At 66.9% G+C, this 25886-nt stretch carries 24 protein-coding genes; 13 read left to right on the forward strand and 11 right to left on the reverse strand.

Features of this window, described 5'->3' with window-relative positions:
• Positions 1–11 precede the first annotated feature (11 nt).
• Both orn and APT59_RS19655 read right to left on the reverse strand, forming a co-directional pair.
• Positions 12–560, reverse strand: a complete 549-nt coding sequence (orn, locus tag APT59_RS19650) for an oligoribonuclease (RefSeq protein ID WP_059316402.1) — start codon at positions 558–560, stop codon at positions 12–14.
• A 50-nt stretch (positions 561–610) separates the two neighbouring features.
• The gene (locus APT59_RS19655; RefSeq protein WP_059316403.1) at positions 611–1381 is read right to left on the reverse strand and encodes a class I SAM-dependent methyltransferase; all 771 of its coding nucleotides are present in this window, start codon (positions 1379–1381) and stop codon (positions 611–613) included.
• A 94-nt stretch (positions 1382–1475) separates the two neighbouring features.
• Here APT59_RS19655 and rsgA point away from each other — a divergent pair, with 94 nt between their 5' ends.
• A complete protein-coding gene (gene rsgA / locus APT59_RS19660; protein WP_059316404.1) occupies positions 1476–2498 on the forward strand; it encodes a small ribosomal subunit biogenesis GTPase RsgA in 1023 nt (340 codons plus the stop codon).
• Positions 2499–2543: 45 nt separating this feature from the next.
• Here rsgA and APT59_RS19665 read toward each other — a convergent pair whose 3' ends face one another.
• From APT59_RS19665 to motA, 3 genes are all read right to left on the reverse strand, one after another.
• Complete coding sequence (locus APT59_RS19665; protein WP_059316405.1) at positions 2544–3143, reverse strand: nitroreductase family protein; 600 nt, start codon at positions 3141–3143, stop codon at positions 2544–2546.
• A 163-nt stretch (positions 3144–3306) separates the two neighbouring features.
• Positions 3307–4470, reverse strand: coding sequence for a flagellar motor protein MotB (locus APT59_RS19670; protein ID WP_059316406.1), 1164 nt, complete (start codon positions 4468–4470; stop codon positions 3307–3309).
• Positions 4470–5321, reverse strand: a complete 852-nt coding sequence (motA, locus tag APT59_RS19675) for a flagellar motor stator protein MotA (protein WP_059316407.1) — start codon at positions 5319–5321, stop codon at positions 4470–4472. Before motA ends, APT59_RS19670 begins: the two co-directional genes overlap by 1 nt.
• Positions 5322–5438: 117 nt before the next feature.
• On the opposite strand from motA, the gene APT59_RS19680 reads away from it, so the two are divergent.
• The 5 genes from APT59_RS19680 to APT59_RS19700 all read left to right on the forward strand — a co-directional run bounded on the left by APT59_RS19680 (position 5439) and on the right by APT59_RS19700 (position 12694).
• Complete coding sequence (locus APT59_RS19680; protein WP_059316408.1) at positions 5439–6956, forward strand: HDOD domain-containing protein; 1518 nt, start codon at positions 5439–5441, stop codon at positions 6954–6956.
• Between the two features lie 56 nt (positions 6957–7012).
• Positions 7013–7825 carry a rhodanese-like domain-containing protein gene (locus APT59_RS19685; protein WP_167348570.1) on the forward strand — a complete coding sequence of 271 codons (813 nt, stop codon included), beginning with the start codon at positions 7013–7015 and terminating at the stop codon, positions 7823–7825.
• Positions 7826–7841: 16 nt separating this feature from the next.
• Positions 7842–8750 (forward strand): archaetidylserine decarboxylase, encoded by a 909-nt coding sequence (asd, locus tag APT59_RS19690; RefSeq protein WP_059316410.1) that lies wholly within the window; start codon positions 7842–7844, stop codon positions 8748–8750.
• A 67-nt stretch (positions 8751–8817) separates the two neighbouring features.
• Positions 8818–10578 (forward strand): hypothetical protein, encoded by a 1761-nt coding sequence (locus tag APT59_RS19695; RefSeq protein ID WP_059316411.1) that lies wholly within the window; start codon positions 8818–8820, stop codon positions 10576–10578.
• Positions 10579–10618: 40 nt separating this feature from the next.
• Entirely contained in the window at positions 10619–12694 is a 2076-nt protein-coding gene (locus APT59_RS19700) for an EAL domain-containing protein (protein WP_059316412.1), read from the forward strand.
• 102 nt (positions 12695–12796) lie between these two features.
• On the opposite strand, the gene serB is transcribed toward APT59_RS19700, so the two are convergent.
• Positions 12797–13951 (reverse strand): phosphoserine phosphatase SerB, encoded by a 1155-nt coding sequence (gene serB, locus APT59_RS19705; protein ID WP_059316413.1) that lies wholly within the window; start codon positions 13949–13951, stop codon positions 12797–12799.
• Between the two features lie 189 nt (positions 13952–14140).
• Between serB and APT59_RS19710 the strand changes: the two genes are divergently transcribed.
• The 3 genes from APT59_RS19710 to APT59_RS19720 all read left to right on the forward strand — a co-directional run bounded on the left by APT59_RS19710 (position 14141) and on the right by APT59_RS19720 (position 17938).
• Positions 14141–15649 (forward strand): AhpA/YtjB family protein, encoded by a 1509-nt coding sequence (locus APT59_RS19710; protein ID WP_059316414.1) that lies wholly within the window; start codon positions 14141–14143, stop codon positions 15647–15649.
• A 20-nt stretch (positions 15650–15669) separates the two neighbouring features.
• A complete protein-coding gene (locus tag APT59_RS19715; RefSeq protein ID WP_059316415.1) occupies positions 15670–17208 on the forward strand; it encodes a C13 family peptidase in 1539 nt (512 codons plus the stop codon).
• Between the two features lie 88 nt (positions 17209–17296).
• Entirely contained in the window at positions 17297–17938 is a 642-nt protein-coding gene (locus tag APT59_RS19720; RefSeq protein WP_059316416.1) for an oxidoreductase, read from the forward strand.
• A 221-nt stretch (positions 17939–18159) separates the two neighbouring features.
• On the opposite strand, the gene APT59_RS19725 is transcribed toward APT59_RS19720, so the two are convergent.
• Positions 18160–19095 carry a LysR substrate-binding domain-containing protein gene (locus APT59_RS19725; RefSeq protein ID WP_059316417.1) on the reverse strand — a complete coding sequence of 312 codons (936 nt, stop codon included), beginning with the start codon at positions 19093–19095 and terminating at the stop codon, positions 18160–18162.
• Between the two features lie 126 nt (positions 19096–19221).
• Here APT59_RS19725 and APT59_RS19730 point away from each other — a divergent pair, with 126 nt between their 5' ends.
• Both APT59_RS19730 and APT59_RS19735 read left to right on the forward strand, forming a co-directional pair.
• Positions 19222–20598: an L-serine ammonia-lyase gene (locus APT59_RS19730; protein ID WP_059316418.1), complete on the forward strand. Its 1377-nt coding sequence runs from the start codon at positions 19222–19224 to the stop codon at positions 20596–20598.
• A gap of 63 nt (positions 20599–20661) precedes the next feature.
• A complete protein-coding gene (locus tag APT59_RS19735) occupies positions 20662–21138 on the forward strand; it encodes a YbaK/EbsC family protein (RefSeq protein ID WP_059316419.1) in 477 nt (158 codons plus the stop codon).
• Here APT59_RS19735 and APT59_RS22785 read toward each other — a convergent pair.
• Complete coding sequence (locus APT59_RS22785) at positions 21126–21254, reverse strand: hypothetical protein (protein ID WP_257721101.1); 129 nt, start codon at positions 21252–21254, stop codon at positions 21126–21128. The two genes, APT59_RS19735 and APT59_RS22785, sit on opposite strands and share 13 nt — an antisense overlap.
• Positions 21255–21399: 145 nt before the next feature.
• Between APT59_RS22785 and APT59_RS19740 the strand changes: the two genes are divergently transcribed.
• On the forward strand, positions 21400–22803 hold the full coding sequence (locus APT59_RS19740) for a PLP-dependent aminotransferase family protein (protein WP_059316420.1): 1404 nt from the start codon (positions 21400–21402) through the stop codon (positions 22801–22803).
• Here APT59_RS19740 and APT59_RS19745 read toward each other — a convergent pair.
• The 3 genes from APT59_RS19745 to mpl all read right to left on the reverse strand — a co-directional run bounded on the left by APT59_RS19745 (position 22800) and on the right by mpl (position 25238).
• Entirely contained in the window at positions 22800–23072 is a 273-nt protein-coding gene (locus APT59_RS19745; protein WP_059316957.1) for a YceK/YidQ family lipoprotein, read from the reverse strand. The two genes, APT59_RS19740 and APT59_RS19745, sit on opposite strands and share 4 nt — an antisense overlap.
• Positions 23073–23250: 178 nt before the next feature.
• Complete coding sequence (gene ubiX / locus APT59_RS19750) at positions 23251–23883, reverse strand: flavin prenyltransferase UbiX (RefSeq protein ID WP_007161189.1); 633 nt, start codon at positions 23881–23883, stop codon at positions 23251–23253.
• Entirely contained in the window at positions 23883–25238 is a 1356-nt protein-coding gene (gene mpl, locus APT59_RS19755) for a UDP-N-acetylmuramate:L-alanyl-gamma-D-glutamyl-meso-diaminopimelate ligase (RefSeq protein WP_059316421.1), read from the reverse strand. Before mpl ends, ubiX begins: the two co-directional genes overlap by 1 nt.
• A gap of 208 nt (positions 25239–25446) precedes the next feature.
• Between mpl and APT59_RS19760 the strand changes: the two genes are divergently transcribed.
• Positions 25447–25821 carry a hypothetical protein gene (locus APT59_RS19760; protein WP_059316422.1) on the forward strand — a complete coding sequence of 125 codons (375 nt, stop codon included), beginning with the start codon at positions 25447–25449 and terminating at the stop codon, positions 25819–25821.
• The last annotated feature ends 65 nt before the right edge of the window (positions 25822–25886 follow it).

The raw sequence follows: 25886 nt of genomic DNA on the forward strand, positions 1-25886 counted from the left end.
CTGCGCGGCCATCAGACCTTGATGAAGTGCTCGCGGTAGTGACGCAGCTCGGCGATGGAATCGCGGATGTCGTCCAGCGCCAGGTGACTGCCGCTCTTCTTCACGCCGTCACGCACATGGGGCGCCCAGCGCGCGGCCAGCTCCTTGAGGGTGGAGACGTCCAGGTTGCGGTAGTGGAAGTAGGCTTCCAGCTCCGGCATGCGGCGATAGAGAAAGCGACGATCCTGGCAGATGCTGTTGCCGCAGATCGGCGATTTGCCCTTGGGCACCCACTGCTGCAGGAATTCCAGGGTCAGGGCCTCGGCCTGGGCGGTATCGACGGTGCTCTCGCGCACCCGCTGGGTCAGCCCCGAACCACCGTGCTGACGGGTGTTCCACTCGTCCATGCCGGCCAGAATCTCGTCCGACTGATGGATGGCCAGCACCGGCCCCTCGGCCAGCACATTGAGATCGCTGTCGGTGACGATGGTGGCCATCTCGATGATCACGTCCCGATCCGGATCCAGGCCGGTCATTTCCAGGTCGATCCAGATCAGGTGCTGCGGATTGGGGGTGGTCATGGTGAACTCCTTGATGATGGCACCAGTGTAGCAGTGCGCCTGCCGCGCACCTACCGGCGCCAGAGCAGCAGCCGGCTGCCACGCAGGTCGCCTACTTCCAGCACCCTGTCCGCTGGCTGGCCGGGAATCTCGAAGGTGTTGCTGATTAGCCAGCTGCCGGCCCGCTGCTCCGTGCGAGCCTTGTCGCCCAGGCGTGGCATGGGCGCCGGGGAGAGAAAGCAATAGACGACGTCGAACTCGCCCAGCTCCACCCGCCAGAGATCGCGATAGCGCACCTGACAGTTGCGCCGCGGCAGGCAGCGCAGCCAGGCCAGGGCGAAGCTAAGCGGCGCCGTCTCCACGCCAACGAAGGTGGCCTGCGGAAAGCGCCGTGACAGGTCGACCAGGGTGTCGCCCAGGCCGCAGCCGAGGTCGACGAAGCGAAAGGTCGGCTCGCGCTCGGCGAGCAGTTCGGCCAGCCGCTCGCGGGTCTGGCGTCCGGTGAGATAGAGCGGCACCCGCTCGCGCAGGCTGTTCCAGTTCAGCAACAGCAGCAGCAGGAAGCCGAGCGCGGCGATACCCGCCGACAGGCCGCGACCACTGACCAGGTAGAGCGCCGGAGCGAACAGCAGATTGATGAAGACCCACCAGCGCGCCAGGCCCAGGCGCTCGCCCAGCAGCGCCGCCAGCACCGCCTGCAGGCACACCAGCAGCAGCAGCGACGGCCGCTGGCCGGTGAAGCCGGCCCACAGTCGGATACCGACGACCGCCAGCACCAAGGCGGCCAGTTGCACCAGCACGGCCAGCAACAGGGGATAGCGCGAGGCGAGATGGGCCAGCATGGGGGCTCCAGAGCGACGAGGTGTGCCAAGTTTAGGTAATCCGCGAGAGGCGGCCAATGCTAGACTCCTCGACCCTGAAACCTGCGGACTTCCCATGGCCAAACGCCACCTGACCCGTCGCCAGAGCTGGCGGATCGAAAAAATCCAGACTGAACGCGCTGCTCGCGCGGAAAAGCGCGAATCCAAGCTGGTCGACGAACTGGAAGGCGGCGATCTGGGCCCGGAACAACAGGGCCAGGTGATCGCCCACTTCGGCGTTCAGGTGGAGGTCGAAGATGGCGAAGGTCGGCTGCAGCGCTGCCACCTGCGCGCCAACCTGCCGACTCTCGTCACGGGCGACCAGGTGGTGTTTCGCGCCGGCATCCAGGGCAATGGCGTCATCGTCGCCCAGTTGCCGCGCCGTTCGGAGATCTGCCGGCCGGACATGCGCGGTCAGCTCAAGCCGGTGGCGGCCAACGTCGACCGCCTGGTGATCGTCTTCGCCCCGCTGCCCACGCCCCACGCCAATCTCATCGACCGCTACCTGGTGGCCGCCGAGCATGCCGGCATCCAGCCGCTGCTGCTGCTCAACAAGGCCGACCTGATCGACGAGCACAACGGCGCGGCGTTGGACGACCTGCTGGGCATCTACCGCGAGCTGGACTATCCGCTGCTGGAGGTGTCGGCCCACAACGGCCTGAGCATGGACCAGCTCAAGAGCGCCCTGGATGAGCACGTCAGTGTCTTCGTCGGCCAATCCGGCGTGGGCAAGTCGTCGCTGGTGAACGCCCTGCTGCCGGGCGTCGATACGCGCGTCGGGCCGCTGTCCGAGCTGACCAACAAGGGTACCCACACCACCACCACCGCCCGGCTCTTCCACTTCCCCAATGGCGGCGACCTGATCGATTCGCCCGGCATCCGCGAATTCGGCCTCAGCCACGTCAGCCGCGACGACGTCGAGGCTGGCTTCAAGGAATTCGGCGACTACCTGGGCCACTGCCGCTTTCGCGACTGCAAGCACGAGCGCGAACCCGGCTGCGCCCTGCTCGCCGCCCTGGAACGCGGTGATATCCATCCGCAGCGAATGGCCAGTTACCGGCATATCCTGGCTAGCCTCGAAGGCGAATCGCGCTACTGACGAAAACGCCGGGCAAGCCCGGCGTTTTTTATCGATCGACGACTATCAGCCAAAGACGCGGAAACGCTCGGCATCGTCCATGAAGCCCTTCTCGGGGAAGTCGCCTTCGATGGAGCCGAAGGGCATCTGGGCGCGCAGGTGCCAGGTGTCGGGCAATTGCCACTCGGCAGCGGTCAGGGCGTCGGGCAGCGGATTGTAGTGCTGCAGGCTGGCACCGATGCCGGCATTGGCCAGGGCGGTCCACACCGAGAACTGGGCGATGCCGCTGGCCTGCTCCGACCAGATGGGGAAGTTGTCGGCATAGGCGGGATACTTGTCCTGCAGGCCGGCAACGACATGCCGATCCTCGTAGAACAGCACGGTGCCGGCGCCGGCCGAGAAGCTGTTGATCTTGCCTTCGGTAGCGGCGAAGGCGTCGGCCGGCACGATCTGCCGCAGCGCCTGCATGACGAAGCCCCAGAACTTGTCGCTCTCGGCGCCGAACAGGATCACCGCCCGCGCGCTCTGCGAGTTGAAGGCGGACGGCGACAGCTTGACCGCTTCCTGGATCAGCGCGGTGACCTGATCCTGGGCCAGCGGCAGGTTCTTGCCCAGCGCGTATTGGCTACGGCGGCGCTTGATGGTGTCGATAAAGGCATTGCTCATCATGAGGCTCCTGCAGGGGGATCGGAGATCGAGAGACCGCGCGCCAGGGCGCAAGGTGCCCGATCCAGCATGAAACCCCTGCAGCATAACGACCCATCCGCGCCGCAACGGACGAAAAAACCGAACGCTAGCAGCGAATTTTCCTATCGATCGGGGCCGCCGCTCAGGGCTTGCCTTGGATGACGCCGGCATCGAAGGCGTTGACCTGCTGCTTGAAAGCCGCGTTATTGATAGGTTGGGCCAGGTTGCCGGTGGCGGAAACGCCGCCACTGGAGACTCCGCTCCGACTGGCGGCTGGCGCTGAGCCGGCCGCGGGCTTGGGTGCCTGATTGCCCCCGGCCCGTCCTTCGATGGCCTGTTGTGCCTTCTTGGTCAGCACGATGATGTCGATGCGGCGGTTGACCGGATTGAGCGGATGCTCGCGATCGAAGGGTGCCGAAGAGGCATAGCCGACGATCCGCGCCACCTGGTCTTCCGGATAGCCGCCCGCGATCAGTGCCCGCCGCGCTGCGTTGGCTCGGCCGGCGGACAGCTCCCAGTTGCTGAAGTCGCCCTTGCCGTTGTAGCGCGCCGCATCGGTATGGCCGCTGATGCTGATCTTGTTCGGGACCTGGCGAATGGTGTCGGCCATGGCCAGCAGGATGTCCTCGAAGTAGGACTTCAGCCGCGGACTGCCGGAGTCGAACATCGGCCGGTTGTCGGCGTCGACGATCTGGATGCGCAGGCCATCCTGGGTGATCTCCAGCAGGATCTGGTCCTTGAACTTCTGCAACTCCGGATTCTGCTCGATCTTGTTCTGCAGCTCCTGCAGCAGCAGCTCCAGGCGCTCCTTCTCGACCTGCTCGGCGAGTTTTTCCGCCTGGCTCGGATCCATCTTCGCCTGGTTGGCAGCATCCTTCTGCTGCTGCGCGGCGTCGTTGGGCTGGCGCTTGTCGGACGGATCGAGCGCCTGGGTGGGATCGGGCTCGACGCGATTGGACTCGTTGGGATCGGCACGCTCCTGCATGTCCGGATTGACCTTGTTCTGGGTCGAATCCGGTTGCGCCTGGATCTCGGGGTTCAGGGTGCGATCGGGCGCCGGTGTCGGCGTGCCGCCCAGGTCGATGACATAGGGACTGGCGCTCTCGGTAAAGCCGATCGGGTCCTGGAAGTAGCCAGCGATGGCCTTCTTCTGCTCGGGAGTGGCCGAGGACATCAGCCAGAGCACCAGGAAGAACGCCATCATGGCGGTCGCGAAGTCGGCAAAGGCGATCTTCCAGGCGCCACCGTGGTGACCGGCGGCACTCTTCTTGATGCGCTTGACGATGATCGGCTGGTTGTTGTCCATCAGCTGCCCCGCATCGCCTGCTCGAGTTCACTGAAGGACGGCCGGTGCGCCGGGAACAGCACCTTGCGACCGAATTCCACGGCGACGGTGGGCGGCATGCCGCTGGCGGCGGCCACCAGGCAGGCCTTGATGGCCTCTAGCACGTTGAGTTCTTCCTTGGCGTCGTGCTCCAGGCAGGTCGCCAGCGGGCCGAAGAAGCCGTAGGCCGCGAGAATGCCGAGGAAGGTACCTACCAGCGCCGCGCCCACGTGACCACCGATGGCTGCCTGGTCGCCCTCGCCAAGCATGCCCATGGTGATCACGATGCCCAGTACCGCGGCCACGATACCGAAGCCGGGCAGGCCGTCGGCGAGGCGGGACACGGCGTGGGAAGGATGTTCCAGGTCCTCCTTGATGCCCGCCAGCTCCATGTCGAACAGGCCTTCCAGCTCGTGGGGCGCCATGTTGCCGGAGGACATCAGCCGCAGGTAGTCGGCGATGTAGGCAGTCATCCGCTCGTCCTTGAGGATGTTCGGAAACTTGCTGAAGATCGGACTGGCCTTGGGATCCTCGACGTCCGCCTCGATGGACATCATGCCCTCGCGCCGGCTCTTGTTGAGGATTTCGTAGAGCAGCTTGAGCACGTCCATGTAGAAGGCGTGGGTGAAGCGATTGCCGAACATTTTCAGCGACTTCTTGAACACCTGCATGAAGGTGCTGCCAGGGTTGGCCTGCAGAAAGGCCCCCAGGGCGGCACCGCCGATGATCAGGACCTCGAGCGGCTGGATGATCGCGGCGATCTTGCCATGCGCGAGGATGTAGCCGCCGAGGACAGCCGCGAATATCACGATGATGCCGATGATTTTTGCCATGGTTGGGAATACTGTGTGCTAAGGAAAATTGAGCCGGGGATTCACCCTCACGCCCCCTTTATCGGACCCGGCGCCCCGGACTGAAGGCCTTTCATCAAATTTCGAGGCGACCGTCGTATGTCCAGCCGCCCAAACACCGTCGAAGACTGGGTCAAACATCTGGAAGGCGTGCGCCTGCCGGTGGCGACCGCCACCGCGGAGCGCCTGCGCCGCAGCCTGGCCGATGGCCGTCTGGCGCTGCATGAAATCGCCGAACGCCTCTGCGAGTCACCGCCGCTGGCGCTGGCCCTGCTGCGCGAGGCCAATCGCGGTCATGCCAGCCTTGGCGATCCCGCGGCCAGCCTCGAAGCCGTGCTCGGCCGCGTCGGCCTGGGCCCGGCGGAATACCTGATCGCTCGCCAGCCCACCCTGTCAGAGGAGCGCCTGCCGCGGCCGCTGCGGCAGCTGTGCCTGGTGAGCCAGCACGCCATGACGCTGGGAATGGGCCTGTTCGGCGTGCCCCTGGCGCGGCTGTGGCCGGACATCCGCCTGGCCGCCCTGCTCTTCCTGGCGCCGCTCTGGCCGCTGGTGACCCGCTACCCCGAACTCTTCGAGGAGTGGGAACGCCGAGTGCTGGGCGAAGGCGAACCGGCGCCGAAGGTCGAGCGCGAGCTGCTGGGCGTACCGGCGATACGTCTGTGCCAGGCGCTGGCCCGTCACTGGCAGTTGCCCGACTGGATCGTGGAAGGCTACCGCCTGCTGGACGAGGATCGTCGCCAGCTGGTGAGGGCACTGCATATCGCCCATGACGAGGATCCCCTGCAGCACCAGCAGCGACTCGACGAGGATCCCAATCTACGCCGCTGGCTGACCCATCCGGGCAACACCATCCTTCTCGCCAATGGCCTGGCCCTGGCGAGCCACCACGCCTGGGACGGCGCCCATACCCTGCGCTGGCAACGCTTTAGCGCCCTTTATCTCCAGCTGCCCCTGGCGCGGGTGCAGAGTCGCAGCCACGAACTCGCGGTGCAGGACGCCCGGCGCCATGCCCGGCCTGGTCTCTGGCATCCCGCCGAAGGGCTGCTCTGGCCACCGGGCGAGCGCCGCCTGCGACCGGTGCCCAAGGTGCAGGTCGCAGGCGAAAGCCAGGCGCAACGCTGGCGTGGCCTCTGCGAACAACTGCTGCACACCCCCAGTGCCTTCGCCACCCTGCCGCAACTGTTCGATTGCGCCCGCCAGGCCCTGGTGGCCTGCGGCCTGCCTCGGCTGCTGCTGCTGACCCCGGATCGCAATGGCCAGAAGGGCAATGTCCAGCTGCATCACGGCCTGGACGACGCCCCCGGCCTGCAACTGGATATCGCCAGCCATCCCCTGCTGGCCAAGCTGTTTGGCAGCCCCGGCCAGCTGCGCATCGACGCAGGCAATCGCACGCGGTTCGCCGCGCACCTGCCGGCCGATCTGCGCCGGTTGTTCAGCAATGAGCGGCTTTGGCTGCGCAGCCTGGGCTTTGGCGAACGGGTGGTGCTGCTGGCGATCCTGGACAGCGAACTGGAGCCGGCGGACCCGCGGCGAACCGCCGCGCTGGACAAGACCTTCACCTGCATCGAGCGCGCCATCGCCACCTTTGCCAATCGTTCCAGGGTGCGACCGACCTGACGCTGGCCGGTCAACCTCGGTACACTTCACCTTTGCTACGGACCGACGGGAAATCTGTGATGCCCTTTTCCGCCCTGCCCCTGGTGATCGAGCCGGCCGATCTCGCGGCGCGCCTGGATGCGCCCGAACTCATCCTGGTGGATCTCAGCAGCGCCGCCCACTATGCCGAGGGGCATCTGCCCGGCGCGCGCCATGTCGCGCCCGCCCGTACCCAGCTGGGCACCAAGCCGGCACCGGGCCTGCTGCCCGCCCAGGCTGACCTGGAACAGCTGTTCGGCGAACTGGGCCAGCGCCCCGAAGCCGTCTATGTGGTCTATGACGATGAAGGCGGTGGCTGGGCCGGACGTTTCATCTGGCTGCTCGACGTCATCGGTCACGGTCACTATCACTACCTCAACGGCGGTCGCCAGGGCTGGATCGCTGCCGGCCTGCCACTGAGCACCGATATCCCTGCCCCGGTCGGCAGCCCGGTCCCCCTGACCCTGCACGAGGAGCCCACCGCCAGTCGCGCCTACCTGCAGAGCCGGCTCGGCGCCGAGGACCTGGCGATCTGGGACGCCCGCGGCGCCGACGAGTATCGCGGCGAGAAGGTGCTGACCGCCCGTGGCGGGCATATCCCCGGGGCGATCAACTTCGAGTGGACCGCCGGCATGGACGCTGCGCGCCAGTTGCGCATCCGTGAGGACCTGGCCGCCGAACTGGAGCGCCTGGGCATCACTCGCGACAAGGAAGTCATTACCCACTGCCAGACCCATCACCGATCCGGCTTCACCTATCTCGCGGCCAAGGCCCTGGGCTATCCGCGTGTCAAAGCCTATGCCGGCTCCTGGGGCGAATGGGGCAACTACCCCGACACGCCCATCGAATGACTGCCAAGGACCTCTCATGAAACTGCAAGACCGACTGTTCATCCTGGCCCAGCACCTGCTGCCGCACCACCTGCTGTCACGGGTGGTCGGCGGTTTCGCCGAGTGCCGCGCGCCCTGGTTCAAGAACCTGCTGACCCGCTGGTTCGTCCGTCACTACGACGTGGACATGCGCCAGGCGCAGGTGGAAGACCCGACCGCCTACGAGAACTTCAACGCCTTCTTCACCCGTGCCCTCAAGCCCGGTGCCCGCCCGCTGCCAGCCGAGCCCGGCGTGGTGGTCAGCCCCAGCGACGGCGCCATCAGCCAGCTCGGTCGCATCGAGCATGGCCGCATCTTCCAGGCCAAGGGGCACAGCTACAGCCTGCTGGAACTGCTTGGCGGCGACGGCCTGCGCGCCGCGCCCTTCATGGGCGGCCATTTCGCCACCATTTATCTGTCGCCCAAGGACTACCACCGGGTGCACATGCCGCTCACCGGTACCCTGAAGGAGATGATCTATGTGCCCGGACGCATCTTCTCGGTCAATCAGCTTACCGCCGAGAACGTGCCCGAGCTGTTCGCCCGCAACGAGCGGGTGGTCTGCATCTTCGACACCGCCGTGGGCCCCATGGCGGTCATCCTGGTCGGCGCCATGATCGTCGCCAGCATCGAGACGGTCTGGGCCGGTCTGGTCACCCCGCCCAAGCGTGAACTCAAGCGTTTCGCCTACGACGAAGCGGCTCGTGCGCCCATCACCCTGCGCACGGGCGACGAGTTGGGTCGCTTCAAACTGGGCTCCACCGCCATCGTGCTGTTCGGTCCGGAGGCGGTGAATTGGTCCGCTGAACTCGGCGCGCTGTCTACCGTCAACATGGGGCAACTGCTGGGGGTTCCGACCACGCCCGCCCCCTTGACCACCGTTTCCGAGCCAGGGCCTCTCGCCTAGATGCGCGGTTTATTGCCCATCGAAACAGGAGTGCGTGCGGCGAATGGATAGCAAGAGGCCACAGCTCATGTTGCGGGTACCCACGCCCGATCAGCGCAGCCTGACGTTCTGTGACGCCACGCCGGCCGGCCTCAAGCGCTGGCTGGAACAGTTACCACGGGCCAAGCTGGGCGAGTTCGCCCGCCTGCTCTATCAGGGCCTGCTCGAACTCAACCGGCTGATCCTGACGCCAGAGGCCCGCCTGCGCCTGCTCGAGGCCTTGCGTCCGGACGTACAGCGGGTCTGCCAGCTGCTCGAGCGCCATGTGCTGAACCAGGCCATCGTGCTCGACGAACGCTCGCGCAAGGTGGCCAATCTCTGCCAGGCGCTGCAGAACCTGCTGGCTGCCGGCTACAAGCTGATCGTGGTCGAGGAAAGCGAGCGTGGCGAACGCAGCGCCCTGCTCGCCATGGCCATCCAGCGTGCCCTGCGGGCGCTGCTCGGGCCGCTGATCCGCGCCGCGCAGCTCTATACGCCGGTCCACGACAACCTCTGGCTGGAGCTGCATCAGCTCTATCGGCTGGCCGTGACCACCGGCCTGCACAATCAGAAGGTTCGCGATGAGCTGCTGCCCGGCGATGGCAGCCAGACCATCACCCAGGCCTATTGCGCCGCCCTGCTGTTCGGCGCGGCGCGCTGCAACCAGCTGCGCCAGAGCCACATCGCCCAGTTGACGCTTCACCTGGACGACTGGGCCAATCTGGTCCGCCTGCAGGCCCCCGAGCAGAACGGCACCCTGATGGTGGTGGCGCCACAGATCGACGCCCCGCCGCGCTATCGCTCGCTGCTGCGCGAAGCCAATCTCAGCGGCCTATTGGGCCTGGCGCCGCAACAACTGGTCCAGGCCATCGAAGACTACCTCGCCCTGGCCCCGGAACAACGGCCGCGTGCCCGACTGCCGGTGCACGGCGATCTGTCCCTGGACCTGCTGCAACACCTGGTGGGCGCCTGGGGCCAGGAGGCGGATCGCGCCTTCCAACGCATGCCCGGTCAGGGCCAGGTGCAGGTCTGCATCGGCATGAGCGCCCTGCACTACCAGCTCGCGGGTGGCCAGGTGTTCGCCGACACCCTGCGGCTGTCCGCCGTGGCGGCGCCAGAAACCTTCGCACCCAAGCCCAAGGAAGACGTCTGGTCGCAGGCCTTCGATGCCGCCCCCCGCGCACCGGACGCCCTGGACTGGGATGCCGAGAACCTGGAAGAAATCCACTACGACGTCCTGCCGGGCGAAGGCGAGACGGCCAGCCCGGCCTTTCCGATCCATGCGGTGCAGGTGGTCAACCATAGTCCGGGCGGCTATTGCCTGAGCTGGAGCGGCGAAGTACCCGAGCAGCTGCAGGCGGGCGAGCTGCTTGGCGTGCGCCTGCCCGACGATCACAACTGGGGCCCGGCAGTGGTGCGCTGGGTACGCCAGGTGCCGGGCAGTGGTACCCATATGGGTGTCGAACTGCTGGCGCCTACCGCACGCCCCTGTGGGCTGCAACTGTTGCGCAAGGCCGAGCAGAACAGCCAGTACCTGCGGGCGCTGCTGCTGCCCGAGATCAAGGCCATCGACCAGGCGCCGACATTGATCGCGCCGCGTCTGCCCTTCCAGGAGGGCAGCAAGGTGCAGATCAATCAGCAGGGCAACGAGCAGCGCGGCATGCTCGACCGGCGCCGCAGCATGACCGTCAGCTTCAGCGTCTTCGAATACCACCTGCTGGAGCAGAGCAACGCCCAGGCCAATGGCGGTAGCTCTGGCGGCGGCATGCGCCAGGAAGAAGACTTTGACTCGTTGTGGAAGTCTCTGTAGTTTCCAGGGATTATCGTTATCGCCAGGGCGCGAGTAGACCATGGCTGCCGAACACAGCGCGATCCGCCTGTTGCTGCTCGAAGCATCGCAGAACGAGGCGGAACGCCTGGTCAGCCTGTTCCGCAATGCCGGACGGGCAGCGCGGGCCCAGCGCCTTGCCGATCCCGCCGGTCTCGACGAACTCCTGTCCCAGTCCTGGGACCTTGCCATCCTCGCCCCACCGTCTCCCGAGCTCGACAGCCACGCCGTGCTCCAACGTCTGCGTCAGCAGGTGCCACACCTCGCGATCATCCAGCGGGTGGCCCAGGGTGATTCAGAGGCAGTGCTGACCGCCCTGCGCCAGGGGGCACGGGATGCCATTGCCAGTGACAACGACGAGCACCTGCTGCTGGCCAGCCTGCGCGAACTGGGCAATCTGGCCGATCGCCACGAACGCCGACGCCTCGAACAGGCCCTGGCCGAAGCCGAACAGCGCTGCCAGCTGCTGCTGGCCAACGCGGTGGATGCGGTCGCCTATGTCCATGACGGCCTGCATATCCACGTCAACCTGGCCTATGTGGAGCTCCTGGGCTATCCGTCCGCAGACGATCTGGAAATCACCCCGCTGATGGATCTGATCGGCGCGGCGGACCAGCCGGCGCTGCGCGACGCCTTCCGCCAGCTGCGTGACGACCCCAGCCCACTGGAACTGGACTGCCAAGGCGTCCGCCATGACGGCAGTACCATCGACTTGCGCCTGCGTCTGACGCCGGCCATCTATCTCGACGAACCCTGCGTGCAGCTGCACCTGCGGGAAGCGCGCGTGGCCCCCGCGGCCGAGGCCCTCGAGGAGCAGCTGCGCGAGGTGCGCTTCCAGGACACCCTGACCGGCCTGCTCAATCGCAGCCGCATGCTCGACCTGCTGGAAGATGCCCTGGAGCGCGCCCGACTGGGAGCGCCGGCCAGCTTCGCCTACCTGAGCATCGACCGCTATCCAACGCTGCTGGCCGAGCTCGGCATAGACGCCATGGACGAATTGCTGGTCGCCCTGGCGGAGCGCCTGTGCGAGCACTTCGGCACCCTGGTCACCCTCTCGCGCTTCGCCGACGACGCCTTTACCGCCCTGCTGCCGCAAGCGGCCGATGCCAGCCTGGACACCACCTTCGAGCGCCTGCTCGGTCGCCAGGAGCGGAAGCCCCTGGCCCTGGCTGGGCGTAACCTGGCCATCAGCTACTCCATCGGCGTGGTCGGCCTGGACACCCATGCCAAGAGCGCGGGCGACCTGGTGGACCGCGCGCACCGCTCCGCCCGCCAGGTCGCCCAGCGCGGCGGCAACGCCTGCAAGCGCTACGATCCGCAGGAAGAGCTGGCCGCCGCAGCCAATCGCGGCAATCTGGTGGCCATGGTCAAGCAGGCGCTGCAGCAAAACGGCTTCCGCCTGCTGTTCCAGCCGGTGATCGGCCTGCGTGGCAGCAGCCATGAGTATTACGAGGCCCTCCTGCGCCTGATCAACCCCCAGGGCGAGGAAGTCTCTCCAGCCGAATTCGCCCGGACCGCGCGTGACAGTGGCCTGAGCGGCCAGATCGATCGCTGGGTGATCCACCAGGCGGTGCGCCAGCTTGGCGAACACCGTGCCCGTGGCCATGGCACCCGCATCTTCGTGCACCTCTCGGGCGCCACCCTGGGCGATCTGGAGTTGCTGCCCTGGCTGAGCAAGACACTGGAGGCGCAGCAGCTGGACGCCGAGGCGGTGATCTTCCAGATGAGCGAAGAAGACCTGCTGGCCCAGCCGGAGCAGGCCCTGGCCATGGCGCAGCGGCTACGCCGCCAGGGCCATCCGATCACCCTCAGCGGTTTCGCCAGCGGCGATCAGTCACTCGCCGCATTGCGTTTTCTGGTGCCTGACTACGTCAAGCTGTCGGGCAAGCTGATCAAGGACCTGGGGCAACCGGACCATCAGGAGCGCCTCAAGGCCATGGTCGCCGACCTCAGCGCCCAGAATGTCCAGACCATCGCGCCTTTCGTCGAGAGCGCCAGCGTGCTGGCCCAGCTGTGGCAGGTCGGGGTGCACTTCATCCAGGGCTATTACCTGCAGGAACCCAGCCAGGCGATGGACTACGAGTTCCAGGCCGAGTAGCGGCGATCCTGATTGAGCTAGGTGCATCGCGGCCATGGGCCGCTCCTACGGTGCTCGAGGCAAACGTAGGAGCCGCCGCATCGGCGGACCGCGATGGGAGACTCAGCCCTGGGTAAGACGATCCTCCACGCCCAGCAGATAGAGCACGCCGTCCAGCCCCAACACACTGATGGACTGGCGCGCGGACTGGCGCACCAGCGGCTTGGCGCGAAAGGCCACGCCCAGGCCGGCCAGGGCCAGCATGGGCAGGTCGTTGGCGCCGTCGCCCACGGCGATGGTCTGCTCCAGCTCCAGGCCTTCACGGCTGGCCAGTTCCCGTAGCAGATCGGCCTTGCGCTGGGCATCGACGATGGGTTCGACGGCGCGGCCAGTCAGCTTGCCGTCGACGATTTCAAGTTCGTTGGCATAGACGTAGTCGATCCCCAGCCGGGCCTGCACCTGGCGGGCGAAATAGGTGAAGCCGCCGGAGAGGATGGCGGTCTTGTAGCCCAGGCGCTTCAGCTCGGCGAACAGCCGCTCGGCGCCCTCGGTCAGGCGCAGTCCGGCACCGATGTCTGCCAGCACCTCTTCGGACAGGCCCTGCAGCAGGGCCATGCGCTCGGTGAAGCTGGCACGGAAGTCGATCTCGCCGCGCATGGCCCGCTCGGTGATGGCCGCCACCCGCTCGCCGATACCGGCGGCCTTGGCCAGCTCGTCGATGACCTCGGCCTGGATCAGGGTGCTGTCCATGTCGAACACGGCCAGACGCCTGTGCTGGCGCTGCAGGTCGTCGGGTTGCCAGCCGATGTCGGCCTGGCCTTCCTGGGCCAGCGCCAGCAGCCCGGCGCGCAGGGCTTGGGCCTCATGCGGTTCGCCGACGACGCGCAGTTCCAGGGCGGCGCGTTCGGTCGCGCCCGGCTCGCTCAGGGCGCGGATGGCGTGGATGTTCAAGCCCTGCTCCCGGCACAGCGCGGCCAGCCGGGTCAGCGGCAGATCGGCCAGGCTGCGGCCCATCAGCGTCAGGACATGGGCTTCGCCGGTGTCCGGCGCGGGCTGTGCCAGGGGCGCCACCTGCAGATCCAGCGCCTGCAGCGCCTGGACCAGCGCGGCGCCGGCACTGGCCGGGCTGACCAGCAGGGTCACCGCGGCACCGTTGTCCAGGCCTTGCTGCTGCAGCGATTCCAGCCGGGCACCGGCCGCGGCCAGGGCGCCGGTGAGGGCAGCCAACCAATCGGCGGGCAGCGTGCCCACGGCCTGGAGTCCGATAACGTCTTGCATGGCGATACCCTCGCGGAAAAGCGCGCAGTCTACCCTTTCGCTCCAGCGGTGCCGAGCCATGGGCACCGGCTGGCGGCGAGAGCCCACCGCCGGCCTCTTTTGCGGGCGAAGCCCTGCATTCGTCATTTTCGCGCCCCTGGCGCGCTGGTTATACTGGCCGAACATTTTTTGTCCAAAGAAACGATTTCTGTGACCCGCCCCGCGACCGTCAAGCCCGATAATTTCTTCCTGCTGATCTACCGAGCCCTGCGCCAGCGTCGTGTGCCGGTGGCCTTGCGCATCGTTTCCCACAGCCTGTTGCTGGTGGCCGCCGCCCTGGTGATCTATGCCGGCATCATGAGCATGCAGTTCCGCCATGCCATGCAGCAGCAGGCCGACGCCGTCGGCCAGAGCCTGGTGACCCAGACGGCCAACTCCGCCGCCGAGTTGCTGGTGGCCAACGACAACCTCAGCCTCAACGTGCTGCTGAGCAACCTGGCGCGTAATCCGCTGGTCGCCCATGCCGCGGTCTACAGCCCCGACAACCGGGTGCTGGCCGAGTCCGGCACCCGGCCGAGCCAGGGCCTGCTGACCGCCACCGATGGCATCTACAGCACGCCGATCCGTTTCCAGGACGTTACCGCCGGCCAGGTGCGCCTGGCGCTGGACATGGACCAGTTCCAGCAGCCGATGATGATCAGCCTGCAGAACATGGGGCTGCTCGGACTGATCCTGTTGGGCCTGACCCTGATCCTCAGCCTGCGGCTCGGGCGCCAGCTGTCGACTCCGCTGCTGGAGCTGCGCGTCTGGCTGCGCGACCCCGATGACCCCGCGCCGGGCGCGGGACGGCTCGACGAACTGGGCGATCTGGCCCGTCAGCTGCAGAGCCGTCTGGTGCCGCCCAAGCCGTCTAAACCGCCCAAGGCGGAAGTGACCGAGGACGACGATCCCTTCGCCGACGAGCAGGGTGGCCTGAGCATCAAGCCACCGCCCGCGCGCAAGGCCGCCGCCAAGCCGGCTGCACGCAAACCGGCGACGGCCAACGCCGAGGCCGACAGCGAGCTGGATGCCGACGCCTTCGCCGAGCTGGTGCCGGACTCCTTCACCGAGCCACCACCTACGCCGGCCCCAGTAGTGCCCACCGAGCCCGATATCGTCACCTCCGCGGTGCTGGCCATCCAGCTGGGCGCCCAGGACCAGCTCAGCCGCCTGCCGCGCAGTCGCCTCGAGCAGCTGCTGGAGCGTTATCGCGACTGCCTGCAGCAGGCCACCGAGCTCTATGACGGCGAACTGCATACCCTCAAGGACGGCGGCAGCCTGATCCTCTTCCACGAGCGCAGCGACGACGACGACTACCTGACTCGCGCCCTTTGCTGTGGCGAGATCATGCGCGCCCTGGGTCATGCGCTGCAGGTGGAAGTGGTCGGCAGCGGTGCAACCCTGCAGCTGCAGCTGGGTCTGACGCAGGGCGAACGCCTCGCTGGCCTGGAGCTTGCCCAATTGCTCGACAACACCACCGTACGCAATGCCCAGTCACTGAGCCGCCACAGTCGCAACCTGCTGCTGGTCGAGCAGAGCATCGCTGAGGACGAGCTGCTGCGTAAGCGTGCCCGCATCCGCACCATCGCCAGCCCCGCCGGGGCCAGCTGCGTGGAGCGTCTCCTGGAACCCTACTCCGCGACGCTGGAGCGTCATCTGGTCCGGCTCGAGGCGCGCTAGGGCGCCCGCCGACCCCACCTATGAGCACCCTCCTGAACCGTCTCGCCCTCGCCGCGCTGCTGCTGGCGACCTGCGTCGCCCAGGCGGCGCCCAACGCGAGCAGCGTGAGGTTGCCCGATGGCGGGGTCTATACCGGCGAGATCGTCAGCGGTCTGCTCAACGGTAGCGGTCGCATCGAGTGGCCCAATGGCAACTGGCTCAAGGGGCGCTTCAAGGATGGCCTGGCCGAAGGCCCGGGCGAGCAGCAGTTCGCCGACGGTACCTACTACCAGGGCACCTTTCGCCGCGGCCTCTACCACGGCCAGGGCAATCTGATCAGCAGCAGCGGCTGGGAATACCACGGCAGCTTCGTCAATGGCCGCATGCAGGGCCAGGGTTCCAAGCTGGACAGCGACGGGACCCAGACCATCGGTACGTTCAACGATGGCCACCTCAATGGGGTTGGCCAGTGGCAGGAGCCAGGCGGCGATCGCTATGACGGCGAATTCGTCGACGACCAGTTCGAGGGTGCGGGCGTCTATCGCAGCGCCGGGGGCGACCTCTGGCGTGGTCGCTTCAGCGCCGGCGAACTGACCGGCAACGGCGAATTCGTCGGCAGCGATGGCAGCCAGTACCGCGGCGCCTTCCGCAACTGGAAATTCGACGGTCAGGGCGTGCTCACCAACAGCGACTCCAGTGTCTACCGCGGCAACTTCGCCGATGGCGTCTATGCCGGCATGGGCGTGCTGACCCGGGCCGACGGCCAGCTCGAACGGGGTCTCTGGGAAGGCGGCAAGCGCATCCGCGACGACCAGGGGCAATACATCGCCGATCCCCTGGAGCGCGGCCTGCTCGACCAGGGCAAGGTGCTCGACCAGGAGCTGCAGCAGATCCCGGCCTCCACTCCCGCTACCGAGCTCTATGGCCTGGTCCTGGCTGGCGACGGCGGTCAGGGCGTGTTCCAGCGTGAAGCCAACTACGTGGCCAACTTCCTCACCACCACCTGGGGCGCCCGCGATGTCGTCCATTTGATCAACGCCAAGGACATCCGCAGCGACCATCCGCTGGCCACCCGCGAGAACCTCTACCAGAGCCTGCAGGCCCTGGCCCAGCGTACTGGTCCAGAAGACCTGATTCTCATCTACCTGACCAGCCATGGCTCGGCCGACCATCAACTGGTGCTCGACCAGCCGGGCCTGGACCTCTCCAGCCTGCCGGCGGCGGAACTCGGCCGCCTGCTCGCGCCCCTGCGCGGGCGCGACAAGCTGGTCATCGTCTCCAGCTGCTACAGCGGCGGCTTCATCCCACAGTTGCAGGACGACCATACCCTGGTGATGACCGCCTCCAAGGCTGATCGCACCTCCTTCGGCTGCACCGACGAAGCCGATTTCACCTATTTCGGTCGCGCGCTGTTCGCCGAGGCCTTCCAGCACACCGACGATCCCGAGCAGGCTTTCCAGCGCGCCCGCGACACCGTGGCCGTGCGCGAGAAGACCGAAGGCTTCGACCCATCCGAACCCCAGCTCTGGGCACCACCCGCCGTGCTGCAGAAGTGGCGCGCCTGGCGCGCGAGTCGCTGAGTGCCACCTTTGCCTGGGACGTTGACGAACAACCGGAACGCCTGAGGTCCAACCTGACATCAGCGGTCGCCGCTACAAGGAGAGCCCCGTGTACCTGACGCCTCAGCATGCCCTCATCGCCGGCGCCACCGGCCTGACCGGCGAACACCTGCTCGACCGCCTCCTCAATGAGCCGACGGTACCGCGGGTGCTGGCGCCGACCCGCCGCCCGCTGGCGGAGCACGTTCGGCTGGACAATCCGGTGGGCGATCTCAACAGCCTGCTGCCGACGCTGGAAGGCCCACTGGACGTGGCCTTCTGCTGCCTGGGCACTACCATGAAACAGGCCGGCTCCGAAGCGGCCTTTCGCGCTGTGGATTACGGCCTGCCCCTGGCGGTCGGTCAGCGCGCCCTGGAACTGGGCGCACGGCACTACATCGTGGTCAGCGCCATCGGCGCCGATTCGCAGTCCTCGATCTTCTATAACAAGGTCAAGGGCGAACTGGAAGAAGCCCTGCGCGCCCAAGGCTGGACGCAGCTGACCCTAGCGCGGCCGTCGCTGCTGATCGGCCAGCGCCCGGAAGAGCGCCTGGGCGAACGCCTAGCCGCCCCGCTCTCACAGTGGTTACCCGGCAAATGGCACGGCATTGAAGCCGCTGTCCTGGCCCGCGCCCTGTGGCGCCTGGCCCTGGAAGAAAGCCAGGGCGTGCGGGTGGTGGAGTCGGACGAGTTGCGCAAGTTGGGGCGTTGAGGCTTGGCCGCTATCGACCGTAGGTTGGGCTGAGAAGGCTCCATCGTCGAAGCCCAACATGCCGGTGCCGAGGCAAACACTGTTGGGCTTCGCTGCGCTCAACCCAACCTACGGTAGCCTGTAGGAGCGGCCCATGGCCGCGATCCCTCTCTCATTCAGGCTTATGTTGTTAGCCCTCGCTACCAGGCCTGGGTGCATCCGATCGCGGTCGTGGACCGCTCCTACGCCGGCTGTGCCAGCGCCATCTGATCCACCTCCTGCACCAGCCAGTCGTGCAGGGCGCGCAGGCGGGGATCGGCCAGGGCGCCCTGGGCGTAGAGCAGCATGTACCTCTTGTGGGCCGGCACCGAACGGCCGAAGGGCGGCACCACTAGCACGCCACGGGCCAGTTCGTCGGTGATCAGGGCGCGCCGGGCGATGGCCACGCCCATGCCGGCGATGGCCGCCTCGATGGTCAGGTGGTTGCGGTTGAAGGTATGGCCCCGCCGCACATCCAGCGCCGGCGCGCCGATGCTGGCGAGATAGAACTCCCACTCGGCGTATTCGTAGCTGCCGCGCCAGGCGGTGATGTCGTGCAGCAAAGGATAGAACTCCAGGTCCTCCGGTCGCTCCAGCGGTGGCCGTCCCGCCAGCAGACTGGGGGCGCATACCGGGAAGATCTCTTCATCCATCAGCGGCGTCGAGGCCAGTCCCGGGTAGCTGCCGTCGTTGAGATCGATGGCGAGGTCGAATTCACCCTCGCGCAGCGACCAGCTACTGTCCTCGGCCACCAGCCGCAATTGCAGATCGGGAAAGCGTGCCTGCAACCGCGGCAGCCGCGGGGTCAGCCACTTGCCCAGGAACGAGGGGATCGACCTGAGCCGCACCACGCCGCCGAATTGGCCGGCATTGAGCCGCCGCAGTTCGGCGTCGATCAGCCCATAGGCCTGGTTGAGGGTGGTCGCCAGACGCTGGCCCTCGGCGGTCAGCTCCAGTCCACGCGCGACGCGATGGAACAGCTTGAAGCCCAGGCGCTCCTCCAGCTGGCGCATCTGCTGGCTGATGGCGCCAGGCGTCACATGCAGCTCTTCGGCACAGCGCGTAAAGGACAGATGGCGCGCGGCGCAGACGAACACCTGCAACCAGGCCTGGGTTTGAGCATTGAGGATCCGGCTCATCGATGAGTTCCGCTAAAGGATCGCTTAGAAGCTTTCGTTTGTGCGAGTTGAAGGCTTATCACCACTATGAGCCCTCCGCCGGCACCTTGTCTGGCAACTATTCAAGCTCAATCAGGGATTACCGACATGGCCATCAGCGTCTTCGACCTGTTCAAAATCGGCGTGGGTCCGTCCAGCTCCCATACCGTGGGACCGATGCGGGCGGGCGCCCTCTTCGCCCAGCGCCTGGTCGACGAAGGTCTGCTGGAGCAGGTCAAGCGGGTCGAGGTGCGCCTCTATGGTTCGCTGTCGGCCACCGGAATCGGCCATGGCACCGACCGGGCGACCCTGATCGGCCTGATGGGCGAATGGCCGGATCGCGTCGATCCCGCTGCCGTCGAACCGCGCATCGAGGTCCTACGCAACGAGCGCACCCTGTTGCTGGCCGGCCGCCAGGCGGTCCATTTCAACTGGCAGGAAGACATGCTGCTGCTGGAGGAAAGCCTGCCCTACCACCCCAATGCCATGACCCTGACCGCCTTTGGCACCACCGGTGAAGTGGCTGAAGCGACCTACTACTCCATCGGTGGCGGCTTCGTGGTGGACGCCACCCAGGCCGCCAGCGGCGTGCTGGACAGCGATACCACCGAGCTGCCCTACGAATTCTCCAGCGGCGCCGAGCTGCTACACCTCTGTCGCAGCCACGGCCTGGGCGTGGCCGAGCTGATGCTGGCCAACGAGAAGAGCTGGCGCTCCGAGGAAGAGATCCGCAGCGGCCTGCTACGCATCTGGGGCGTGATGCGCGAATGCGTCCAGAACGGTCTCGCCAACGAAGGCATCCTGCCCGGCGGCCTCAAGGTGCGTCGACGCGCTGCCCGCCTGCACCAGAGCTTGCAAGCCATCGGCAAGCCCAACGTCATCGGCTCGACCCTCTCCGCCATGGAGTGGGTCAACCTTTTCGCCCTGGCGGTGAACGAGGAAAACGCTGCCGGCGGCCGCATGGTCACTGCGCCCACCAACGGCGCGGCCGGGATCATCCCGGCGGTGCTGATGTACTACATGAAATTCAATCCCGATGCCTGCGACGACGATGTGGTGCGCTTCATGCTCGCCGCCGCCGCGGTCGGCATCCTGTGCAAGAAGAACGCCTCCATCTCCGGTGCCGAGGTGGGTTGCCAGGGCGAGGTCGGCTCGGCCTGCGCCATGGCTGCCGCCGGTCTGGCCGAGGTGCTGGGCGCCAGCCCCGCGCAGCTGGAAAACGCCGCCGAGATCGGTCTGGAGCACAACCTCGGGCTGACCTGCGACCCGGTCGGTGGCCTGGTACAGGTGCCCTGCATCGAGCGTAACGCCATCGCCGCGGTCAAGGCGATCAACGCCGCCCAGATGGCCCTGCGCGGCGACGGCGAGCACTTCATCTCCCTCGACCAGGTGATCCGCACCATGAAGGAAACCGGCGCGGACATGCACGACAAGTACAAGGAAACCTCTCGCGGCGGTCTGGCCGTGACCTTCGTGGAGTGCTGAGTCGGCCTTGACGCGGGTGGCGAGGATTGCCGAGAGTCGGGTTTTCCCCTCACAGGAAGCCCCATGAGCCTCGACTCCGTCCGCCAGCACCTCGCCCACATCGCGCCCGACCTCGAGATCCTCGAGGCCACGACCAGTACCGCGACCGTTACCCTGGCGGCGGCCGCCCATGGCGTGGAGCCCGGGCGCATCGCCAAGACCCTGGGGCTGAAGGTAGGGGAGCAGCAACTGCTGCTGGTCGCGCGCGGTGATGCGCGGCTGGACAACCGCAAGCTCAAGGCTGCCTTCGGCGGCAAGGCCAAGCTGCTCGATGCCGCCACCGTGGAAGGCCTTACCGGGCATCCGGTGGGCGGCGTCTGCCCGTTCGGACTGGCCACGCCGCTGCCGGTCTACTGCGACGAATCCCTCAAGGCTTTCGACGAGGTGCTACCGGCCGCGGGCGCCATCCACAGCGCCGTGCGCCTCACGCCCGAGCGGCTGGCCGCCCTCAGCGAGGCACGCTGGGTGGATGTCTGCGAGGTGGGCGATCAGCGCAGCTGATCGTTCTTTTCCACGTCGCGGCGGTCCTTGTTCAGGACCACACAGGCGTAGTAGCCGCCGCCGAGCAGGATGAGTGCGAGCAGGCTGAAGAGAATCATGAAAACACCATCGTCCATGGCTGCCTCCGGGAGATGCCAGAAAGGGATGGATAAAGCTTAGGCCTCCGGACGCCAGCGTTACAGCAGCAGGTAGACACATGAAAAACCGGATCAGATGGGCCCGTGCTCGCTATAGTGACGGTCTCCCCTGCCCTGGCCCTGCATGAAGCGCTACGAAAGATTCGCCGACCAGCTCGCCACCCTGATGACCACCGGCGTCCTCGCTCCCGGCGATCGCCTGCCCTCGGTGCGCAGTGCCAGCCAGACGCACGGCATCAGCCCCTCCACGGTATTCCAGGCCTATTACCTACTGGAAAGCCGTGGCTTGATCGAGGCGCGGGAGAGATCCGGTTACTTCGTTCGCGAACCCGCCCGGTCACGCGACTCGGCGCCGCTGCTCGCTCCGCTGGAAGGCACCGAGGTAGCGGTGAGCGACCTGGTGTATTCGGTGCTGCAGTCCCTGCAGGATCCGGGCATAGTGCCCTTCGGTTCGGCCTTTCCCAGCCCCGATCTCTTTCCCCTGGCGCGCCTGGCCCGCAGCATGGCCCACGGCCTGCGCGACCTGCCCGCCCATGACCTCACCGCCTATGTGACCCCCGGTCATCCCGAGCTGCGTCGCCAGATCGCCCGGCGCTATGGCCTGGCCGGCATGCCCGAGGTCGGCGAAGAGCTGGTGATCACCCACGGCGCCCTGGAGGCGCTCAACCTGGGCCTGCAGAGCCTGACCCGCCCCGGCGATCTGGTCGCGGTGGAAAGCCCGGCCTTCTACGCCAGCCTGCAGGTGCTGGAACGACTGCAACTCAAGGCGGTGGAAATCCCGGTCGACCCCGAGCAGGGCCTCAATCTCGACGCCCTGGAAGAGGCCCTGGCCCGCCTGCCGATCAAGGCCTGCTGGTTCATGAGCGGCCTGCAGAATCCCACCGGGGTCAGCCTCGACGACCAGGCCCAGCAGCGCCTCTATGGCCTGCTGCGACGCCACCAGGTGCCGCTGCTGGAAGACGACGTCTATGCCGAACTCTACAGCGGCAGCGAACCGCACCGCCCGGTCAAGCGCTTCGACACCGATGGCCTGGTACTGCACTGCGGCTCCTTTTCCAAGTGCCTGGCCCCCGGCTATCGCATCGGCTGGATCGCGGCCGGACGCCAGGCGGGAGCGGTCGCGCGACTGCGGCTGATGACCACCATCACCCCCTCGATGCCGGCCCAGGCCGCCCTGGCGGACTATCTGCAGCACGGTGGCTACGATCGTCATCTGCGCCGGCTACGACTGAGTCTCGACCGGCAGCGCCAGGCCATGCTGGCCGCGGCGCGCCGCTACTTTCCGGCCGACACCCACGTCAGCCGCCCCCAGGGCGGTTACTTCCTCTGGTTCGAATTACCCTCCCGGGTGGACAGCCTGGCGCTGTATCGCCAGGCGCTGGCCGAGGGCATCAGCCTGGCGCCAGGGCCGATCTTTTCCGCGCAGCAGGGCTTTCGAAACTGCATCAGACTCAACTGCGGTCATCCTTGGGACGCGCGCAGCGAGGCGGCCATGGCCAAGCTCGGGGAGTTGCTGCAAGCCTGCTAGAGCCCGCCCCGCACGCTGCCCCGCCCGCCAATGGCTGCCGGCAGCGACAGCGGCAGCAACAGGGTATCGAGCAGGGCACTGCCGGGCAGGTCCAGTACCGGCCAGGCCGGCGCCTCGGCGCCGAAGCGCTCCAAGGCGCAGCAGCCGCCCTGCAGGGCATAGAGATCCAGCCGGGTGCCGGCATAGACCACCGGCGCACCGGGCTTGGCGCCGTCCAGGGTGCGCGCCGTGGCGCAGCCGCCGAGGACCAGGACGGCCGTCAGCAGCAGGCCGAGGCGCGCGACGGCCCTAGGTTCTGTACGAAAACTGCCTGCGCTCGGTGATGCTGCGTTAAAAATCAGCTCGGAATGCTCATTTACCATTTGTAAACTCGAGCGCGAGCCCGGTCCGCTTCCTCGCTGATTTTTGCCTTGCCTGACCTTCGCTCGGCGACTTTTCGTACAGAACCTAGTCATCGTTGCCGGACAGGTGATGCTCGCCCCAGCGCGGCAGCATGTCCTGGGGGATGCCCAGGGTATTGAGGATGCGCGCCACCACGAAGTCCACCAGGTCATCAAGGGTCTGCGGCTGGTGATAGAAGCCTGGCGAGGCCGGCAGGATGGTCACGCCCAGGTTGGACAGCTTGAGCATGTTTTCCAGGTGGATGCTGGAGAACGGCGACTCGCGCGGCACCAGAATCAGTTGCCGGCGCTCCTTGAGGGCGACGTCGGCGGCGCGTTCGATGAGGTTGTTGCTGGCCCCGGTGGCAATGGCCGACAGGGTACCGGTGGAACAGGGGCAGACCACCATGGCCGCCGGGGCGCTGGAGCCGGACGCCGGCGGCGCCATCCAGTCGCTCTGGCCGAACACCCGTACCTGGCCCGGCGCCGCGCCGGTGTATTCGGTGAGAAAGGCCTGCATGGCCTGGGGCTTGGGCGGCAGCACCACGTCGGTCTCGGTGGCCATCACCAGCTGCGCGGCCTTGGAGATAAGGAAGTGCACCTCGCGCTCCTCCTGCACCAGGCAGTCGAGCAGACGCAGGCCATACTGGGAGCCGGAGGCGCCGGTCAGCGCCAGGGTGATGCGTTCCGGACCGGCCATCATTGCGTCTCCAGGGCCGCGGCCAGCTTGCCGTGCAGGCCGCCGAAACCACCGTTGCTCATGATCACCACATGGGTGGGTCCGTCCAGCTCGGCCTGGACCCGGGCGATGATGGCCTCCAGGGAATCGCAGACCACCGCGGGCACCTGACAGGCGGCGGCGGTTCCGGCCAGGTCCCAGCCCAGGTTCGGCGGGGCGTACCAGACCACGCTGTCGGCGCCGGTGACACTGTCTGGCAGACCGTCACGGTGGGCGCCCAGCTTCATGGAATTGGAGCGTGGCTCGATGATGGCGATGATGCGCTCGCTGCCGACCCGGGCGCGCAGCCCCTGCAGGGTGGTGGCGATGGCGGTGGGATGGTGGGCGAAGTCGTCGTAGACGGTCACATCGCGCACCTCGGCGACCTTCTCCATACGCCGCTTCACACTGCGGAATTCGCTCAGGGCGGCGACGCCCATGCTTGGCACCACCCCGACATGACGAGCCGCCGCCAGGGTGGCCAGGGCATTGGCCACGTTGTGCTGGCCGGTCAGCTCCCAGTTCACGGTGCCCTGGACCTCGCCGTCGAAGAGCACCTCGAAGCGCGAACCGTCCTCGGCCAGCAGGCGGGCCTGCCATTGGCCACCTTCGCCGGTGGTTTGCACCGGGGTCCAGCAGCCCATCTGTAGCACCCGCACCAGCGCCGTCTCGGCAGTGGGATGGATGATCAGGCCGCTGCTGGGAATGGTCCGCACCAGGTGGTGGAACTGCCGCTCGATAGCTGCCAGATCCGGAAAGATGTCCGCGTGATCGTATTCCAGGTTATTGAGAATGGTGGTCCGCGGCCGGTAGTGGACGAACTTGGATCTCTTGTCGAAGAAGGCGCTGTCGTATTCGTCGGCTTCCACCACGAAGAAGGGCGTACCGCCCAGGCGCGCCGAGATGCCGAAGTTCTGCGGCACCCCGCCGATGAGAAAGCCCGGGCTCATGCCGGCGTGCTCCAGCACCCAGGCCAGCATGCTGGTGGTGGTGGTCTTGCCGTGGGTCCCGGCGACCGCCAGCACCCAGCGGCCCTGCAGGACGTGCTCGGCCAGCCACTGGGGGCCGGAGACATAGGGCAGCCCCTTGTCCAGCACGTACTCCACCGCCGGATTGCCGCGCGACAGGGCGTTGCCGATCACCACCAAGTCCGGCGCCGGATCGAGTTGCGCCGGATCGTAGCCCTGGGTCAGCTCGATACCCTGGGCCTCCAGCTGGGTGCTCATGGGCGGATAGACATTGGCGTCGGAGCCGGTCACGCGATGGCCGGCTTCCTTGGCCAGCACCGCGAGCGACCCCATGAAGGTGCCGCAGATACCGAGGATGTGGATGTGCATGACAGGCGGGCTCCGCTGCAAATTGAACGGCGGCAAGGTTAGCACGGGGGGCCGCGCCGCCGGAGCGATGGCCGTCGCGGATGGCGGAGCGCTGCGCCCGCCCCGGCCGGCAGGATTTCGACTAGAGTGCGCAAGGCATCCCTGGCTTTCCGGATGCCCGCATCGCCGTAGGTCCGTTCGCCCTGATAACAAGCACAAGAGGTCGACCATGCTGAAACACCTGCTGATCACCGCTGCAACCCTCTCCTTCGCCAGCCTGGCCCTGGCCGCCGCGCCGACCAAGGTCGCCGACACCGCCCTGGGCAAGGTGCTCGTCGACGGCAAGGGCATGACGCTATACACCTTCGCCAAGGACAGCGCGGGCAAGTCCGCCTGTAACGGCCCCTGCGCCCAGAACTGGCCACCGCTGAAAGCCGAGGCCGGGGCCAAGGCCGCCGATGGCTACAGCCTGGTGACCCGTGACGACGGCAGCCAGCAATGGGCCTACCAGGGTAAGCCGCTGTATACCTGGATCAAGGACAGCAAGCCGGGCGATACCTCCGGTGATGGCGTCAATCAGGTCTGGCACGTGGCCAAGCCCTGATGCCCAGGCGCTGCCTGGCAAGCAAGGGCAGCGCCTTATCTATCCAGTGGTTTAATACTTCATAA

The organism is Pseudomonas oryzihabitans, assembly GCF_001518815.1.
GTDB classification, from domain to species: domain Bacteria; phylum Pseudomonadota; class Gammaproteobacteria; order Pseudomonadales; family Pseudomonadaceae; genus Chryseomonas; species Chryseomonas oryzihabitans_E.

Coding starts and splice junctions, on each gene's coding strand:
- orn (WP_059316402.1), bottom strand. CDS start 560: ATGACCACCCCCAATCCGCAGCACCTGATCTGGATCGACCTGGAAATG.
- APT59_RS19655 (WP_059316403.1), bottom strand. CDS start 1,381: ATGCTGGCCCATCTCGCCTCGCGCTATCCCCTGTTGCTGGCCGTGCTG.
- rsgA (WP_059316404.1), top strand. CDS start 1,476: ATGGCCAAACGCCACCTGACCCGTCGCCAGAGCTGGCGGATCGAAAAA.
- APT59_RS19665 (WP_059316405.1), bottom strand. CDS start 3,143: ATGAGCAATGCCTTTATCGACACCATCAAGCGCCGCCGTAGCCAATAC.
- APT59_RS19670 (WP_059316406.1), bottom strand. CDS start 4,470: ATGGACAACAACCAGCCGATCATCGTCAAGCGCATCAAGAAGAGTGCC.
- motA (WP_059316407.1), bottom strand. CDS start 5,321: ATGGCAAAAATCATCGGCATCATCGTGATATTCGCGGCTGTCCTCGGC.
- APT59_RS19680 (WP_059316408.1), top strand. CDS start 5,439: ATGTCCAGCCGCCCAAACACCGTCGAAGACTGGGTCAAACATCTGGAA.
- asd (WP_059316410.1), top strand. CDS start 7,842: ATGAAACTGCAAGACCGACTGTTCATCCTGGCCCAGCACCTGCTGCCG.
- APT59_RS19695 (WP_059316411.1), top strand. CDS start 8,818: ATGTTGCGGGTACCCACGCCCGATCAGCGCAGCCTGACGTTCTGTGAC.
- APT59_RS19700 (WP_059316412.1), top strand. CDS start 10,619: ATGGCTGCCGAACACAGCGCGATCCGCCTGTTGCTGCTCGAAGCATCG.
- serB (WP_059316413.1), bottom strand. CDS start 13,951: ATGCAAGACGTTATCGGACTCCAGGCCGTGGGCACGCTGCCCGCCGAT.
- APT59_RS19715 (WP_059316415.1), top strand. CDS start 15,670: ATGAGCACCCTCCTGAACCGTCTCGCCCTCGCCGCGCTGCTGCTGGCG.
- APT59_RS19725 (WP_059316417.1), bottom strand. CDS start 19,095: ATGAGCCGGATCCTCAATGCTCAAACCCAGGCCTGGTTGCAGGTGTTC.
- APT59_RS19730 (WP_059316418.1), top strand. CDS start 19,222: ATGGCCATCAGCGTCTTCGACCTGTTCAAAATCGGCGTGGGTCCGTCC.
- APT59_RS19735 (WP_059316419.1), top strand. CDS start 20,662: ATGAGCCTCGACTCCGTCCGCCAGCACCTCGCCCACATCGCGCCCGAC.
- APT59_RS22785 (WP_257721101.1), bottom strand. CDS start 21,254: ATGGACGATGGTGTTTTCATGATTCTCTTCAGCCTGCTCGCACTCATC.
- APT59_RS19740 (WP_059316420.1), top strand. CDS start 21,400: ATGAAGCGCTACGAAAGATTCGCCGACCAGCTCGCCACCCTGATGACC.
- ubiX (WP_007161189.1), bottom strand. CDS start 23,883: ATGGCCGGTCCGGAACGCATCACCCTGGCGCTGACCGGCGCCTCCGGC.
- mpl (WP_059316421.1), bottom strand. CDS start 25,238: ATGCACATCCACATCCTCGGTATCTGCGGCACCTTCATGGGGTCGCTC.
- APT59_RS19760 (WP_059316422.1), top strand. CDS start 25,447: ATGCTGAAACACCTGCTGATCACCGCTGCAACCCTCTCCTTCGCCAGC.